General features: G+C 50.2%; 11 protein-coding genes, 1 tRNA gene and 1 CRISPR repeat array. Of the genes, 6 read left to right on the plus strand and 6 right to left on the minus strand.

What is annotated here, in order from left to right; all coding sequences use genetic code 11:
- Positions 1-74 precede the first annotated feature (74 nt).
- The 4 genes from rarA to lrp form a co-directional block, all read right to left on the minus strand.
- Positions 75-1,418, minus strand: coding sequence for a replication-associated recombination protein RarA (rarA, locus tag FEK43_RS07380; protein ID WP_130205287.1), 1,344 nt, complete (start codon positions 1,416-1,418; stop codon positions 75-77).
- Between the two features lie 10 nt (positions 1,419-1,428).
- Positions 1,429-2,040 (minus strand): outer membrane lipoprotein chaperone LolA, encoded by a 612-nt coding sequence (gene lolA / locus FEK43_RS07385; RefSeq protein ID WP_001295343.1) that lies wholly within the window; start codon positions 2,038-2,040, stop codon positions 1,429-1,431.
- 158 nt (positions 2,041-2,198) lie between these two features.
- Positions 2,199-6,263 (minus strand): DNA translocase FtsK, encoded by a 4,065-nt coding sequence (gene ftsK, locus FEK43_RS07390; RefSeq protein WP_138158484.1) that lies wholly within the window; start codon positions 6,261-6,263, stop codon positions 2,199-2,201.
- Positions 6,264-6,397: 134 nt separating this feature from the next.
- On the minus strand, positions 6,398-6,892 hold the full coding sequence (gene lrp, locus FEK43_RS07395; RefSeq protein WP_000228473.1) for a leucine-responsive transcriptional regulator Lrp: 495 nt from the start codon (positions 6,890-6,892) through the stop codon (positions 6,398-6,400).
- A 544-nt stretch (positions 6,893-7,436) separates the two neighbouring features.
- Between lrp and trxB the strand changes: the two genes are divergently transcribed.
- From trxB to FEK43_RS07425, 6 genes are all read left to right on the plus strand, one after another.
- The gene (gene trxB, locus FEK43_RS07400; protein WP_130205283.1) at positions 7,437-8,402 is read left to right on the plus strand and encodes a thioredoxin-disulfide reductase; all 966 of its coding nucleotides are present in this window, start codon (positions 7,437-7,439) and stop codon (positions 8,400-8,402) included.
- Positions 8,403-8,524: 122 nt separating this feature from the next.
- Positions 8,525-10,291 (plus strand): cysteine/glutathione ABC transporter permease/ATP-binding protein CydD, encoded by a 1,767-nt coding sequence (gene cydD / locus FEK43_RS07405; protein WP_138158486.1) that lies wholly within the window; start codon positions 8,525-8,527, stop codon positions 10,289-10,291.
- The gene (gene cydC, locus FEK43_RS07410) at positions 10,292-12,013 is read left to right on the plus strand and encodes a cysteine/glutathione ABC transporter ATP-binding protein/permease CydC (RefSeq protein WP_135406302.1); all 1,722 of its coding nucleotides are present in this window, start codon (positions 10,292-10,294) and stop codon (positions 12,011-12,013) included.
- Positions 12,014-12,057: 44 nt separating this feature from the next.
- Positions 12,058-12,762 (plus strand): leucyl/phenylalanyl-tRNA--protein transferase, encoded by a 705-nt coding sequence (gene aat / locus FEK43_RS07415; RefSeq protein WP_130205277.1) that lies wholly within the window; start codon positions 12,058-12,060, stop codon positions 12,760-12,762.
- Between the two features lie 284 nt (positions 12,763-13,046).
- Positions 13,047-13,265 carry a translation initiation factor IF-1 gene (gene infA / locus FEK43_RS07420; RefSeq protein WP_001040187.1) on the plus strand — a complete coding sequence of 73 codons (219 nt, stop codon included), beginning with the start codon at positions 13,047-13,049 and terminating at the stop codon, positions 13,263-13,265.
- Positions 13,266-13,376: 111 nt separating this feature from the next.
- Positions 13,377-13,704: a CRISPR direct-repeat array (repeat unit 28 nt; unit sequence TTTCTAAGCTGCCTGTACGGCAGTGAAC).
- 343 nt (positions 13,705-14,047) lie between these two features.
- A tRNA-Ser gene (locus FEK43_RS07425) sits at positions 14,048-14,135 on the plus strand.
- Positions 14,136-14,436: 301 nt separating this feature from the next.
- Here the strand turns inward: FEK43_RS07425 and FEK43_RS07430 are convergent.
- Positions 14,437-15,450: a fimbrial protein gene (locus FEK43_RS07430; RefSeq protein ID WP_135408966.1), complete on the minus strand. Its 1,014-nt coding sequence runs from the start codon at positions 15,448-15,450 to the stop codon at positions 14,437-14,439.
- A gap of 11 nt (positions 15,451-15,461) precedes the next feature.
- Positions 15,462-17,948 carry a fimbrial biogenesis outer membrane usher protein gene (locus FEK43_RS07435; RefSeq protein ID WP_135408964.1) on the minus strand — a complete coding sequence of 829 codons (2,487 nt, stop codon included), beginning with the start codon at positions 17,946-17,948 and terminating at the stop codon, positions 15,462-15,464.
- Between the last annotated feature and the right edge of the window lie 14 nt (positions 17,949-17,962).

Consider the following 17,962-nt stretch of genomic DNA (forward strand, 5'->3'; position numbering starts at 1 on the left):
TCGAATTAAATGGGAGATGTGGCCACAGCCTGCGACCACAGGGATACAGTAACAACATTACCGCAACGATAACATTAACGGTAGCGTTTTATGGGGCTATTTTGATCCTGTTCAGCCAGCCAGGCGAGCTTTTCGCCAATCTTGCCTTCAAGGCCTCTGTTTGTCGGGAAATAATAGCGCGTTTGTGCTATTTCCGGCGGGAAGTAAACCTCACCGGCAGCATAAGCGTTTGCTTCATCGTGGGCGTAACGATATTCCTGCCCGTAGCCCATTTCCTTCATCAGTTTGGTTGGCGCATTACGCAGGTGTACTGGCACGTCATAATCCGGGCGTTCACGGGCATCAGCTAACGCGGCTTTAAACGCGGTGTAGACAGCGTTACTTTTTGGCGCACAAGCGAGATAAACAATCGCCTGGGCAATGGCGCGTTCACCTTCTGCCGGACCTACGCGGGTAAAGCAATCCCAGGCAGCAATCGCCACCTGCATCGCCCGCGGATCGGCGTTACCGATATCTTCTGAAGCAATCGCCAGGCAGCGACGTGCGACATATAACGGATCACCGCCCGCAGTAATAATCCGCGCATACCAGTACAGCGCCGCATCAGGTGCGCTACCGCGTACCGATTTATGCAGCGCGGAAATCAGATCGTAAAAGCGATCACCTTTGTTATCAAAACGAGCGCTACGCTCACCAGCAATTTCGGTGAGTAACTCAGGCTTCAGGACACGTTTGCCGCTGTCATCGACTTCGGCCATATCTGCCATCATTTCCAGCGTATTTAACGCCCTGCGCGCGTCGCCATTCACCAGTTCAGCAATCGCGCGGCGTGTTTCATCTGGCAGAACAATATCCTGCCCACCGTAGCCGCGGGTTTTGTCTTCCATCGCCTGAGTCAGTACTTGCTCTATATCCTCGGTGGTCAGGGATTTGAGCAAATAGACACGAGCACGGGAAAGCAGCGCCGAATTAAGCTCAAACGACGGGTTTTCAGTGGTTGCACCAATAAACGTGATGGTGCCATCTTCAATGTGTGGCAGAAACGCATCCTGTTGGCTTTTATTAAAGCGATGCACTTCATCGACAAACAAAATGGTACGGCGACCGGCATTGCGGTTTTGCCGCGCGCGCTCTATCGCTTCGCGAATTTCTTTCACGCCAGAAGTGACAGCAGAAATACGTTCCACATCAGCATTTGCATAGCGGGCGATCACTTCGGCAAGGGTAGTTTTACCGGTACCTGGCGGCCCCCAGAGGATCATGGAATGCAGATGTCCGGCTTCGATAGCGCGCGGCAACGGCTTCCCCGCAGCCAGCAAATGTTGCTGGCCAATATACTGTGCTAAATTTTCTGGCCGCATACGTGCGGCCAGAGGTTGAAAAGTATTATCCGAAAAATCGAGCGACAGATTGCTCACTCAGGTGCCTCTACTTACGTTGATCATCTACCGTTACGCCTTGCGGCGGGGTAAAGGTAAATTTCGCTGCATCCACAGCACCGTTTTGCTGGGATTTCAGCTGATAACTGCTGCGTTGATCGTCCTGTTCCACCGCGCTGAATTGATGGATGGTGCCATCACGGCCCACGTTAATAGTGAACTGCTTCAGATTGCCATTGCTGGCTTTCGGCGTCAGAACAAAGTCATCGCCGTTCTGTTTGATGTTGTACTGCTGCCAGTCGCTGGACTGGTTACGTGCGATCAGCATAAATGGCGTATTCCCGGTGGCATCTTTCAGCCAGGTCGCCGTAGCCTGTTCAACAAACGGGTTATAGAACCACAGTGTTTTACCATCAGAAACCAGAATGCTTTCATCAGGTTGAGTCATATGCCAGTTGAATAAGTTTGGACGTTTCACCCACAGATCGCCCTGACCTTCCTGCACCGCCGCGCCGCTACCGTCAGTCACTTTTTGTGTGAAGCTGGCGTGGAAGCTGCTGACTTTATCCAGACGGCTTTTCAGATCGCTTGCGGCATCAGCCCAAACACTGGACGCCACTAAACTTGAGAGTAATGCACAGGTGATGGCAATTTTTTTCATCATTGTTCCTCAAATTACGTCACTCCCGATCGGGAGTTCCCTCTACTCTCTATTCCAGGCTAATAATCAGCTTGAGGAAAGAAGAAAATACTGAATTTTCAGTTGATAGAGTGCCGGATGCGACGCTATCGCGTCTTATCCGGCCTACGATGCACTAATTAGTCAAACGGTGGCGGAGCCAGTACTTCACGATTACCGTTGTGACCCTGTTCGCTGACGATCCCTTGCGCTTCCATCTGTTCAACAATGCGTGCAGCACGGTTGTAACCGATGCGGAACTGACGCTGAACACCAGAAATAGACGCTTTGCGTTTTTCAGTGACAAACGCCACCGCCTGATCGAACAGCGGATCCAGTTCTTCAGCACCGTCGAAACCACCAGCTCCGCCTTCGCTTTCGCTATCGGAGGTGATGCCATCTACATACTGCGGACGACCACGCGCTTTCCAGTCCTGCACCACGGCATGAACTTCCTGATCGCGAACAAAAGCACCATGGACACGTACCGGCATGGTTGAGTTCGGCCCGGAGTAAAGCATATCCCCCATACCAAGCAGTGATTCCGCGCCAGCCTGATCAAGAATGGTACGTGAGTCGATCTTGCTGGATACGGTAAAGGCGATACGGGTTGGAATGTTCGCTTTAATCAGCCCCGTAATAACATCCACCGAAGGGCGCTGCGTTGCCAGCACGAGGTGAATACCTGCGGCACGGGCTTTTTGCGCCAGACGCGCAATCAACTCTTCCACTTTTTTACCTACCGTCATCATCAGGTCGGCAAATTCATCCACCAGCACTACAATGTACGGCTCTTTTTTCAGCACTGGATGCTGGGCATCCATACTGTCACCTGGCTTCCAGTACGGGTCTGGAATCGGACGCATCATTCGGTCCGCTTCAGCAATTTTTTCGTTATACCCCGCAAGATTACGCACTCCCAGTGCCGACATCAGCTTATAACGGCGTTCCATTTCATTTACGCACCAGCGCAGAGCGTTGGCAGCATCTTTCATGTCTGTTACGACTTCCGTTAACAGATGCGGGATGCCTTCATAAACCGAAAGCTCCAGCATTTTCGGGTCGATCATAATGAAACGAACATCTTCCGGCTGCGCTTTATAGAGCATGCTCAGGATCATGGCGTTTACACCCACCGACTTACCGGAACCAGTGGTCCCCGCAACCAGCAAGTGAGGCATTTTAGCCAGATCGGCTACGACCGGATCGCCTGCGATATCTTTACCCAAAACAATCGTCAGCGGCGATGGGTTATCACGGAACTTCGCGTTATCCAGCACTTCGCGCAGATAAACGGTTTGTCGTTTTTTGTTCGGCAACTCCAGACCTACGTAAGGTTTACCAGGAATGACTTCAACCACACGCACCGCCACGGTCGACAATGAACGGGCAAGGTCGCGTGACAGGTTAGAAATACGTGCGGCTTTTACGCCCGGCGCCAGGTTCAACTCAAAACGGGTGATTACAGGTCCTGGTGAATAATTGACCACATCAGCTTTAATGCGGAAATCGGCCAGCCGTGCTTCTACCAGACGCGCCATTTGCTCAAGCGCAAAGGTATCTACTGGCTCAACTTCGCTTGGCGGTGGTGTCAGCAAATCCAGCGAGGGTAGTGGCGTCGTTGGTTTATGCAACGGACGGCTATCACCGTTGCGCATTAACAACGGATGAAGCAGGGTATCCTGCGGCTGTGGTGCTACCGGTTGCTGCGGCTGCTGATATTGCGGCTGTGGCGCTACCGGTTGCTGCGGCTGCTGATATTGCGGCTGCGGCGCTACCGGTTGCTGCGGCTGCTGATATTGCGGCTGCGGCGCTACTGGCTGCTGCGGCTGTTGATACTGCGGCTGCGGTGCCACCGGTCGTTGCGGCTGCTGATACTGCTGCTGCGGCGCTACCGGTTGCTGTGGCTGCTGATACTGCTGCTGCGGCGCTACCGGTTGCTGTGGTTCAACAATGGGCGTAAACAGTGGCTCGTGTGGGCCATCATCCACCAACGCTTTCATCGGTGAAAATTCAAAATCATTCAGCGAGAATGGATTTGCTCCCGCAGGTTGTTCACCGGAATAACGTTGCTGCTGAGTCTGGGCAAACTGACGAGCCAGTTCAGCCTCCGCCGCTGCATCTTCATCTTCAGGGTTAACTGGCGCATCATGCTGATACTGTTCACCATAGCGTTGCTGCTGTGCCTGGGCAAACTGACGTGCCAACTCATCTTGCTGCATCGCATCGATTTCATCATCGTTATACTGATCGCCAGAATCGTATTGATTGCGCTGCGCTTCGCGAGCTTTCTCTTCGGCGGCTCGTTGTGAAGGTAGTTTAATGCCATACGATGCCAGTTCACGACGAGTCGGAACACGAATACGCTTTGGTCGTGGCAACTGCGGGCCTATCCCCTCTTTCACTTGTGGTCGAGGTCCACCGCTATTTGCCAGGCTAAAAACAGGTGCAGCAACCGTTGCTGCGGCCCCCGTCGCCAGAGTCGCTTTCTTCACGCCCGATGCCAGCGGCGAAACAGCAGCCACGGCTTCTACCGGAGGGACTGCGGCAGCAGTCGGCGATGACTGAACAGATTTAGCTGACTGAACAGGTCTAACAGGCTCAGGTTCTTTAACTGGTTCAGGAATAGGCTGATACCAAGCGGCGAGCTGCTCACGTTCGCGCGCACGCTTCTCTTCAACTTCTTCAAAGTAGTAAAGCGGCGGACGCGCAGGTTTTGTTTCTTCAACAACCGGTTCAGGTTCTACAACAGGCGGCTGTTCAACCGGTTGCGGCTGTTGACGCAACGTCTCCTGAACGGCTGGCTGCTGGTAGGTTTGCTCAGGCTGGTATGTAGACTGCGCCGCAAAAGTGGATTGTGTCCCCTCGGCTTGCCACGCGTTATCAGCCACTGGTTGTTCAGGCACTGGTGCATAATATGGTTGTTGAACAGGTTGATCCGCAACAGGCGCATAATACGGCTGCTGAACCGGCTGTTCAGGCACTGGTGCGTAATATGGTTGTTGAACAGGTTGTTCCGCAGCAGGCGCATAATATGGCTGCTGTGACTGCACAGGTTGTTGCGGATAACCTTCCGGCGCTGGGGCAATGACCGAATCGCCCGTTTGCGGCCTTGGCGCAGGCTGCCAGGCAACAGCAGGTTGAGCAGGTGGAACATCAACCGACGCAACAGGCGGCGTCTGAGTAACAGGTTCAACCGGAGCTGTCCAGCTTTGCGTCGCCGTGGTAGCAGCAGCTGCCGCAGCAACAGGTTCGGTAATTGGTGCACCGTTTAATAATGGATCGTATTCGTCATATTCTGGCTGCGTTGCACGGTTGCCCGAAAAGAGGACATCATCAGGATCAGCGGCTACGCCGCGCGCAGTGTAGGTAATGTCGTCTTCATCATCCATCCGCTTACCGGAGAACAAGGCAGCGTCTGTTTGCCGCCCCATCGGATTGATGAATTTTTCCGCCAGACGTTTACGACGCGCTAACGCGCCACGAAGAATACGAGCACGGCGCGATTCATGCTGTTTGCCGTTTTTTTCGTCTTCATACTCTTCGTCGTCTTCATACTCTTCTTCATCAACCCAGGTATCATCGCGACGAGTGCGGTTACTGGCGAAAGTGAGGATGTTTAAAATCCAGCCCCCCAGTTTTTCGGCAATGGTCACCCAGGACCAGCCGGTAAACAGCGTCAGGCCAGCCGCCCAAACACAGAGCAGCGCAATGGTCCCACCACTGCTGTGCAACAGCGGCTGCAGCGTAGTGCTTAATAAACTACCGATTACACCACCGGAGGCAAAATACCAGATGTCGTCCGCGTTGATTGCCGCAAGGCCACAGGACGTAAGGATAAGCGCCAGCACGCCAATAATTCTTAGCGAAACGGCGAAATAGTCAACGTACTCATCGCTGGACTGATGACGCCAGGCAAACCAACAGCCGCCAACAATAATGACCGGGATGGTGTAAGCCATCACGCCAAAAATGAAGAACAGCGTATCTGCCAGCCACGCGCCAGGCGTCCCGCCTAAATTATGGATAGGCTCATGCCAGGCCGTTTGCGACCAGCTGGGATCCGAAGGGTTAAAGCTTAATAAGGCTGCCATCAACCAGACGGCAAACAGGACAATAAGAATCAGCAACGCCTCCAGAAGTCGGCGCCCGCTGCTTAACTTTGTCAATGTGACTTCTTTGTCTTCAGTGTATTCCTGGCTCAAGAAAGGCTCTCCAGGTTACAGGCTTTTCCTGCCCGATGCTAAAACGGACAACAGCACCAGGTTACCCCAGTACTGTTGCTGTATGGATTAACAGGAGTGTAATCAAAATACGCCTATTTTGCACCTGTTCCGTGTTAGCGCGTCTTAATAACCAGACGATTACTCTGCTTGACTTCTTCCATAACAACGTATGTCCGTGTGTCATTGACGCCAGGCAGACGCAGCAGGGTTTCCCCTAGCAGCTTACGATAAGCTGACATATCCGGCACGCGTGTTTTCAACAGGTAGTCGAAATCACCGGATACTAAATGACACTCCTGAATTTCTTCAAGTTTTTGCACAGCGGTATTGAATTGTTCAAACACATCCGGAGCGCCACGATTCAGAGTAATCTCAACGAATACCAGAAGTGATGCATCCAGATAATGCGGGTTCAACAGCGCCGTATAGCCCTGAATAAACCCTTGTCTTTCCAGCCGACGCACACGCTCAAGGCACGGCGTTGGGGAAAGTCCCACACGTTTAGAAAGCTCGACGTTAGAAATACGCCCATCCTTTTGCAACTCATTAAGAATGTTACGATCGATACGGTCGAGATCTTTGCCAGGGCGCTTCTTGCTATCTACCATTATTATTGTCTCTCTGTATTCCTTCCCTACTCCTGTCTGACCCTGAAGACATCACTGTTCAGAGTCGCTACCTGTCACGATAGACCGAAATCATTAAGATTCACGGCTCGCAATGCCTGGGTCTACGGTGAGAAGACCGTTGCCTTGAGGCAGCTATCGACATCACGAATGGCGTCTGTCCACGCCATGCGTAGATTTCACTAGCACGGTAAACATGGTATTTACATGCATGATTATGCGCACATAACAATACTGTTTTTTTCTTCCTCGAATGTTTTCGCAAAACACCAGGTGATTGTCAAAGCAAAACATCGTTTTTTAGTACAACATGCCAGTTATTCATTAACAGTGACGTTTAATCATCATTTAATCGGCTTATAAACCGGAAAAATTAAGTAGCAGACGTGATAATGACGGGAGAATTTGACACGATTATCGCTTTTGACGATTGCACAAATCGTTAACAAAATCGTCATACTCTTTTTTTACGTCTGTAAATTCCCTACAATCCTGCCCATTGTCTGCCAACAACTATGGGGATCTCATGGGCACGACCAAACACAGTAAACTGCTTATCCTGGGCTCAGGCCCGGCGGGATATACCGCTGCTGTCTACGCGGCACGCGCCAACCTGCAACCGGTGCTGATTACCGGCATGGAAAAAGGCGGCCAGCTGACGACGACCACTGAAGTAGAAAACTGGCCAGGAGATCCAAATGATCTGACCGGCCCGTTGCTCATGGAACGCATGCATGAACATGCTACCAAGTTTGAAACTGAAATTATTTTTGACCACATCAATAAAGTGGATTTGCAGAATCGTCCGTTCCGCCTGACTGGCGATAACGGCGAATATACCTGCGATGCGCTGATTATTGCCACCGGGGCTTCTGCACGCTATCTCGGCCTGCCCTCTGAAGAAGCCTTTAAAGGCCGTGGGGTTTCTGCCTGTGCAACCTGCGATGGATTCTTCTATCGTAACCAAAAAGTGGCGGTTATCGGCGGCGGCAATACTGCAGTTGAAGAGGCGCTGTATCTGTCTAACATCGCTTCCGAAGTACATTTGATCCACCGCCGCGATGGTTTCCGTGCGGAAAAAATCCTCATTAAGCGTCTCATGGACAAAGTGGAGAACGGCAACATCATTCTGCACACCAACCGTACGCTGGAAGAAGTGATCGGCGATCAGATGGGCGTCACTGGCGTTCGTCTGCGCGATACGCAAAACAGCGATAATATCGAGTCTCTCGACGTTGCTGGTCTGTTTGTTGCTATCGGTCACAGTCCGAACACGGCTATTTTTGAAGGACAACTGGAACTGGAAAACGGCTACATCAAAGTGCAGTCGGGTATTCATGGTAATGCCACCCAGACCAGCATTCCGGGCGTCTTTGCCGCAGGTGACGTGATGGATCATATTTATCGCCAGGCCATTACTTCTGCCGGTACAGGCTGCATGGCAGCACTTGATGCGGAACGCTACCTCGACGGTTTAGCTGACGCAAAATAATTTTACAAATCAGTAACAAAAGTAAAGAAGGCGACACCATGCGACTATGGGTCGCCTTTATTTTTTCCCCGTTGTAACATTGCTCTGCAAATAATTCTGATAACTCACCTGCTAAGCGTGCAATGAATAAATCCCGTCAAAAAGAGTTAACCCGCTGGTTAAAACAGCAAAGCGTCATCTCCCAACGTTGGCTGAATATTTCTCGTCTGCTGGGCTTTGTGAGCGGCATATTAATAATTGCCCAGGCCTGGTTTATGGCGCGAATTCTGCAACATATGATTATGGAGAACATCCCCCGAGAAGCCTTGCTGCTTCCCTTTACCTTGCTGGTGATGACCTTTGTGCTACGTGCATGGGTGGTCTGGTTACGCGAACGGGTGGGCTATCACGCCGGGCAACATATTCGTTTTGCCATCCGCCGCCAGGTTCTTGACCGTTTGCAGCAGGCGGGGCCGGCCTGGATTCAGGGCAAACCTGCGGGGAGCTGGGCGACGCTGGTGCTTGAGCAAATTGACGATATGCATGATTACTATGCTCGCTACCTACCGCAAATGGCGCTGGCAGTCTCAGTGCCACTACTGATTGTCGTCGCAATTTTCCCTTCTAACTGGGCCGCGGCACTTATTTTACTCGGCACTGCACCGTTAATTCCGTTGTTTATGGCTTTAGTTGGGATGGGTGCTGCCGATGCTAACCGACGCAACTTTCTCGCGCTTGCTCGCTTAAGTGGGCATTTTCTCGATCGTCTGCGCGGCATGGAAACCCTGCGTATTTTTGGTCGTGGCGAGGCTGAAATTGAAAGTATCCGTTCGGCTTCGGAAGATTTTCGCCAACGGACCATGGAAGTATTACGCCTGGCGTTTTTATCCTCCGGTATTCTTGAATTCTTTACCTCGCTGTCGATTGCCCTGGTCGCGGTGTACTTTGGTTTCTCTTATCTTGGTGAGCTGGATTTCGGCCACTACAGCACGGGCGTGACGTTGGCTGCGGGCTTCCTTGCGTTGATCCTCGCCCCCGAGTTTTTCCAGCCGTTACGTGATCTCGGCACGTTTTATCATGCCAAAGCCCAGGCTGTTGGCGCGGCTGACAGCCTGAAAACATTTATGGAAACACCGCTCGCCCATCCACAGCGTGGTGACGTTGAGTTAACGTCTACCGAACCAGTGACCATTGAAGCCAAAGAGCTGTTCATCACATCGCCTGAAGGTAAAACACTGGCTGGCCCGCTGAACTTTACACTACCTGCAGGCAAACGTGCGGTACTGGTGGGACGAAGCGGATCCGGGAAAAGTTCACTATTAAATGCGCTTTCCGGTTTTCTCTCTTATCAAGGCTCGCTGCAAATCAACGGCATTGAATTGCGGGATTTATCTCCGGAATCATGGCGAAAACATCTCTCATGGGTTGGCCAGAATCCGCAATTACCCGCGGCAACAGTACGAGACAATGTGCTGCTGGCACGACCGGATGCCAGCGAGCAAGAGTTACAAACGGCCCTGGATAACGCCTGGGTCAGTGAGTTTCTGCCGCTCCTGCCGCAAGGTATCGATACTCCCGTGGGCGATCAGGCAGCTCGCCTTTCCGTAGGTCAGGCACAACGTGTGGCCGTAGCGCGTGCATTACTTCATCCCTGCTCACTGTTATTACTGGATGAACCTGCAGCCAGCCTCGATGCACACAGCGAGCAGCGTGTGATGCAGGCGCTAAACGCAGCCTCGCAGCGCCAGACAACGCTGATGGTCACCCACCAATTAGAAGATCTCGCTGACTGGGACGTCATTTGGGTGATGCAGGATGGCCAAATTATCGAGCAAGGTTGTTACGCTGATTTAAGCGTGGCTAACGGTCCATTCGCCACGTTGCTGGCCCACCGTCAGGAGGAGATTTAAATGCACGCGTTACTTCCTTATCTGGCTCTATATAAGCGTCATAAGTGGATGTTAAGTCTTGGTATTGTGCTGGCAATTGTCACACTGCTCGCCAGTATCGGCTTGTTGACGCTTTCTGGTTGGTTCCTCTCCGCTTCGGCAGTGGCGGGAGTTGCAGGACTGTACAGCTTTAACTACATGCTACCTGCCGCAGGTGTACGTGGCGCGGCAATCACCCGCACCGCCGGGCGCTATTTTGAACGTCTGGTGAGTCACGATGCGACTTTCCGCGTGTTGCAGCATTTGCGCATTTACACCTTCAGCAAGCTGTTGCCTCTCTCCCCTGCCGGGCTGGCCCGCTATCGCCAGGGCGAATTGCTCAACCGCGTCGTCGCCGATGTTGATACGCTCGATCATCTTTACTTGCGCGTTATCTCACCGCTGGTAGGGGCTTTTGTGGTAATTATGGTGGTGACTGTCGGGTTAAGTTTTCTTGATTTCACCCTCGCCTTCACGCTGGGCGGCATTATGTTGCTGACGCTTTTCCTGATGCCGCCGCTGTTTTATCGAGCGGGGAAAAGCACCGGGCAAAACCTTACCCATCTTCGCGGTCAGTATCGCCAACAGTTAACCGCCTGGCTGCAAGGGCAAGCTGAACTGACCATTTTTGGTGCCAGCGATCGTTATCGTACGCAGTTAGAGAACACCGAAATTCAGTGGCTGGAAGCGCAACGTCGTCAGTCCGAACTGACTGCGCTCTCGCAGGCAATTATGCTGTTGATTGGCGCGCTGGCGGTGATTCTGATGCTATGGATGGCCTCCGGCGGCGTTGGCGGTAATAGCCAGCCGGGTGCGTTAATTGCGCTGTTTGTCTTCTGTGCATTGGCTGCATTCGAAGCCCTGGCTCCGGTGACAGGTGCATTTCAGCATCTGGGGCAAGTTATTGCTTCTGCCGTGCGTATCACTGACTTAACTGACCAAAAACCAGAAGTGACCTTTCCGGATACTCAGTCCGCCGTTCCTGAGCAGGTTTCCCTGACATTACGGGATGTTGTGTTCACTTATCCGGAACAATCCCAACAAGCGCTCAAAGGGATTTCTCTTCAGGCAAACGCCGGAGAACATATTGCGATTCTCGGGCGAACCGGATGCGGCAAATCAACGTTGTTACAACTTCTAACCCGTGCATGGGACCCGCAACAGGGTGAGATTTTGCTTAACGGCAGCCCGATCTCTGACCTGAATGAATCGACATTGCGCCAGACCATCAGCGTTGTGCCGCAGCGAGTGCATCTGTTTAGCGCCACACTGCGCGATAATCTGTTACTCGCCGCACCTGGCGCTACTGATGAGACTCTTGCTGAAATTCTCCGTCGTGTCGGTCTGGAGAAACTACTCGAAGACACAGGGCTCAACAGTTGGTTGGGAGAAGGCGGACGTCAGCTTTCCGGCGGCGAACTGCGTCGTCTGGCTATCGCCCGTGCGCTATTGCACGATGCGCCGTTAGTATTGCTGGATGAACCAACCGAAGGCTTAGATGCCACGACTGAAAGTCAGATCCTCGAATTACTGACTGAAATGATGCGTGAGAAAACGCTATTGATGGTTACACATCGGCTGCGTGGACTTTCACATTTTCAGCAAATAATAGTGATGGACAACGGGCAAATTATTGAACAAGGTACTCATGCAGAACTGCTTGCCAGACAGGGGCGTTATTACCAGTTTAAGCAGGGTTTGTAAGCTATTATTGAACGATCCGACTTGCGTAGTGGAGTTTTGCAGTCATGCGCCTGGTTCAGCTTTCTCGCCATTCAATAGCCTTCCCTTCCCCGGAAGGCGCATTACGTGAGCCTAACGGTCTGCTGGCGCTGGGAGGCGATCTTAGCCCTGCGCGGCTGCTCATGGCTTATCAGCGCGGTATTTTCCCGTGGTTTTCTCCGGGCGATCCTATTCTCTGGTGGTCGCCTGATCCTCGTGCGGTTTTATGGCCTGAATCACTGCACATCAGCCGCAGCATGAAACGTTTTCATAAGCGCTCTCCCTATCGCGTCACGCTGAATTACGCGTTTGGTCAGGTCATTGAAGGCTGCGCCAGCGATCGCGAAGAAGGGACCTGGATAACGCGTGACGTCGTCGAAGCCTACCATCGTCTTCACGAGTTGGGCCATGCCCATTCCATAGAAGTGTGGCGTGAAGGCGAAATTGTCGGCGGCATGTACGGCGTAGCGCAGGGAACACTGTTTTGTGGCGAGTCGATGTTCAGCCGCATGGAGAATGCCTCGAAAACAGCGCTCCTGGTTTTTTGTGACGAATTTATCCGCCACGGCGGCAAGCTTATCGACTGCCAGGTATTAAATGACCATACGGCCTCGCTTGGTGCCTGCGAAATTCCTCGCCGGGATTACCTCAATTATCTCAATCAACTGCGCCCCGAACGGTTACCAAATAATTTCTGGGTACCACGGCGATTGTTTTCACCACAAGAATGAATGTTTTCGGCACATTTCTCCCCAGAGTGTTATAATTGCGGTCGCAGAGTTGGTTATGCTCATTACTCCGCTGCCGATAAGGAATTTTTCGCGTCAGGTAACGCCCACCGTTTATCTCACCGCTCCCTTATACGTTGCGCTTATAGTGCGGCTTAGCCGTGTGTTTTCGGAGTTATGTGCCAAACCTGTTTGTTGCGAATTAGCGCACAAATCTTTACTTATTTACAGAACTTCGGCATTATCTTGCCGGTTCAAATTACGGTAGTGATACCCCAGAGGATTAGATGGCCAAAGAAGACAATATTGAAATGCAAGGTACCGTTCTTGAAACGTTGCCTAATACCATGTTCCGCGTAGAGTTAGAAAACGGTCACGTGGTTACTGCACACATCTCCGGTAAAATGCGCAAAAACTACATCCGCATCCTGACGGGCGACAAAGTGACTGTTGAACTGACCCCGTACGACCTGAGCAAAGGCCGCATTGTCTTCCGTAGTCGCTGATTGCTTTACCGCCTGATGGGCGAAGAGAAAGAACGAGTAAAAGGTCGGTTTAACCGGCCTTTTTTGCGTCTGGAGTTACGGGGAATAAATATTGGAGGATGGAGTGTTGTGTTTGAAAACTGCCTGTACGGCAGTGAACGCTTGCCCCCTCAAGCCCCGCGCCGCGCATCGTTTCTAAGCTGCCTGTACGGCAGTGAACCAACGCGGTTTGAGTCGGCTGGCTCATACCTGTTTCTAAGCTGCCTGTACGGCAGTGAACGGCCTGCTGCGTTTTGGCTGGTCTACGCTCACTTTCTAAGCTGCCTGTACGGCAGTGAACACCGTCGGAACGGACGTCTCGCCGTTCGAGGCTTTCTAAGCTGCCTGTACGGCAGTGAACAAAGAGCGGGGAATGATTTTTAACGGCGAGATTTTCTAAGCTGCCTGTACGGCAGTGAACTGGAATAATAGCAGACTATCCGATTGATTTACTGTTAAAACTTACACAGTCGTAGATTCAAACCCTTTTTCCAGACTTCAAAATAGAAATAAACAAAATCAATGAGTTACATTTCAACCTAAAAAAAGGGTCGATTTGGTACTTCTTCAATCTCATATTTTATACATAGCTTTTGATAAACTATCGAACAGAACACATACGATCATAATCTCCGTCACGCAAACTGCGTGTTCATTGCGTAACCAAACGAATCAATCTCTATAAATTCTTCTTGACCGTTTTACTCCAACTCCCTATAGTAGCGCCCCGTTGCCACCCATGAGGTCAGGCAGCAAAACAATTTGGTGAGGTGTCCGAGTGGCTGAAGGAGCACGCCTGGAAAGTGTGTATACGGCAACGTATCCGGGGTTCGAATCCCCGCCTCACCGCCATCTTCTGAGAAGAGCTCGTACGAAAGTACGGGCTTTTTTTCGCATGTGACCCGTCCTGGCGGGGTGAGAAGCCCGGACCCGGGTTCGACAACTGGCGGCAGCCAGTTGGACAGACCGCGAACGCAGTGAGTGGGCTGCCCGCAGGGCGAGCGAAGCGAGTCAATCCCCGCCTCACCGCCATCTTCTAAGAAGAGCTCGTACGAAAGTACGGGCTTTTTTTTCGCATTAATGCGCCTTAAATAAAAAACACGTACTTCCTCTTCGAAAGTACGTGAAAATCAGTGGCTGATTACTATACCCACTAGTCGTAGGATACGGCAAATATGGCTTTGCTTTGGACTTCTCCAGGCTGTAGTGCTTCCTCCTTCACGCGGACATATTTCGCGGTAATCGGGAAGGTGTACTGATTCTCAATGGCGACCATTTTAGTTAATTTGTTCATCAGTGTATCGCCCAGCTTTAACGGTGTCGTTGCGTTACCATTATAAATCTGGAACCCAACTCCCTTAGCACCATTAAGCGATGTGTTTTTCAGAATGGTTCCACTATCATCCCATTCACCGCGCGCAACTTTAAAAGTCACTGGATTAGTCGTGACGTTATAAACACTGTCACAATTTAAAACCAGATCTATAGAACCTGATTTTGTGTTATTGGCAGATTGCATCTCACTTATCGTTGTTTCTGGCATTCTTATTTCGTAAGTCGGTTGCGAGAAACTACAGGTTGTAGGTTTGTGTTTGATGCTAAATTCTATATTCTGAGTATAAGAAACATCACTATTTAGTCGCCCAGAAAACCAACAATAAAGCCATGATATGATATTATTATTGCAAGAGTTATCTGTTAGTATGCTAATAGCGGGGCGCGGGATGGTTATCTTGTCGATATTGGTGGTTATTGTATGGTCTACTTTACTCGTTGGTGCAACATATTCTGCCTTAAGAGTGAATGGCTTGGTATTTATAACATCCTGAGTGTTATATTCTTTTGGAGAAGCACCCAAGGAATCAGTTCCAGTAGAAACAGGAAAACCACTACTCTCAAGGTTAAATTTCATAAAAATTGATTTCCCCGAATCCGACTCTCTAAGTTCAACGATATAATCTTTTAACGGTGTTGCATAATACATTTTATCGCTTGTTGCATTACATGTGAACGTATCCACTAAGTTTGTATTAATCACAGCCGTTACCGTATCTTGTGCCATATCTAGTTCTATCGTTTGGCTTGCTGTTGTATTAGGCCCCAAGGTACATTTAGCCTGTCCCAAAAATGGCAAAGCCAGTAAAAACAAAAACCAATATTTCTTCATAAACAAATCCTTTAACGACAAATATAAACTTTATTCTCATCAATAACATTATCAAAGGTAATAGTGCAGAATTGTTCCTGCTGTTTATTAACCGAGACGCGAATCGACGCGGGAACATCATTGGTGCGAATAAATATCCGACTTCCCTGTCCTACTAAGCCCACATTATTGCCACTTTCATCTTCAACCTCATAACCAAACGGCAACGGAGAGCCATCAGGTCGTTGGGAGATGAAATACCAGGGTTTGCGTTTATCAGTATCAAACTGCGTCATCACTACCGCCCCACGATAAGGAACGGTGTTTTTACGGTTACCCAGTAGCGCCACATCGCTTTTACTGTCGGCAATATCCAACATCAACGTATTTTCACGATACGGCGTCAGGTTGTCATAAATAGCGTAGCCTCTGCTATCCGTTGTCAGGTAACGATATCCCTGCACCGCCGCTCCCTCCAGTCCCGGCGCTTTGACGATGGCGAACGTATCGGAAAGTCTGGGAGCCAGTGCCACACCGTCTGACCACGCGACTAAACCGCCTTGAATATTACCGCTAATCTGTTGATATCTTTTCGACTGGCTATAGCTGCCACCAATAGTCGCCAATGGCGCACGCCAGGTCAGGTTTCCACCTGCTGTTGTTTCGCTGTCCTGGTGTTGATGGCTTAAGTTAGCCCCGTAGCTGAACTGATCGCGACTCCCCGCTACACCGCTGAGGCTGGTATTATTCGACCGATAGCCGTCTTTATCAAAAGTGGTTGAGTTAGAAACAAATAAATCTCGTCGTTTTTCAGTGATTCCATCGCCCCACGAGAAGGGAATTGAGAAATATAAGTTAATGCGTCTATCTTCGCGGTTATCTTCATCGTAGGTCTGGCTAACAGACAAGGTATAACTAAGGCGTTCCCAGGAGTTCGAGTAGCTGAGTTGATAATCTTTCCCTGTCCCGCTGCGTTCCCAATAATCCCGCCATTGACCGCTGACCGACAGATATCCCCAATTTTCCGGTAATGACTGGTTTATATTTACAGAAAAGCTGTTCTTACGACCAAAATCGTACTGATAATAGTCAGCGATATCATAAACTGAGTCATCTTCTCGACTATAGCTTTTCCTGTTATTTGCCCAAACGTGATCGTTAAAAGTACGATAATCCCGAGAAGAATAACGCCAGGCTGCCAGCGAAAATTGCGTTCCACTTTGAGAGAGATATTTGTTCCAAGCAATCTGATAACTTTGACCATTAAATACATCACCGTTATCTTGCTCACTGTGTGAATGGGTAAAATCAACCGATACAGCACCAATCGGTGTATTCCATCCCGTGCCGAGAACAAACGATGAGTAATTATCAGACAGCTGCGTGCCAGCATAGAGAGTCAGCAAATTATTAAGGCCATACTGATAGCTTCCCTGAATAAAATCTGACTGATCGCTGGCGCCCTCAATACGGCTACGTCCGGCAGCAAATTCATATTTCGAAACGCCCGGTTGCAACATATTTGGTACAGATGAATAAGGTACACGATAACGCGACACCGAACCGTCAGCTTCTTTTACGGTAACTTCCAGATCTGCACCACCACCAGCAAGTTGCAAATCATCAATGGCGAATGGACCTGGCGGAACCTCTTTCTGGTAAACCACAAAGCCATTTTGTTCGATAGTGACAAGCGCGTTACTTTGGGCAACACCTCGTACCACAGGAGTAAAATTCTGTTTAGAGTTCGGCAACATCTGCATATCGCGCCAAAGGCGTACACCGCGAAAACGCACGGAGTCAAAAACATCGGAGCCAGTATACATTTCACCAGCACGCAATGTGCCAAGAATTTGTGGAATTCCGCGCTCCAGATATAACGTGTTACTCTTCCATTTACCGCTGCTCTCGTCACTTTTCGTATAATTGGCATTTGAATGCAACTGCCAGCCCAGAAGATTCAAACCACTATTCAGATTTAAATAGCTACTTTTATTATCTCCTCCGTGCTTATAATTACTGTAATACTGACTGGCATAATAAGACGTATATAATGCGTTTATCCCGCGATCCCATGCCTCAGGCGGGACATATCCGCGTTCATACTCAATGACATAGGCCTGGGGTACACTTAACTTCAGGTTAAAATGCCCAATATCATAGTCAACGCTGCCGCCCTGTACCGCTTCCCGAAGTGGTACGCATTCTACGCTTTTATCGATATTAATTCCTTCAGTGAGGATACCTATTTGCTTTAACTGCTCCCAGGATAAACATGTTGCATCCGGATCATCTTTAATATCGACATTATAATGTCCGCGCCACTGATTATTCAGGTAAACATCCATATCATAGATACCGGGCATCGGCTTATCACTATCAATATGATAGTCAGAAATTTTTTCCCCATTTAATCCGCCAATCATAAAATGGGTGTCAAATGTTTCATCTTCCGCCCATGCAGACGAAGTTGCCAACACCGACAGGATAGCCAGCGTAATAGAATTAAGTTTAGACATAATCAATCCCTGAT

It is taken from the genome of Escherichia sp. E2562 (assembly GCF_005781075.1).
Lineage (GTDB): Bacteria > Pseudomonadota > Gammaproteobacteria > Enterobacterales > Enterobacteriaceae > Escherichia.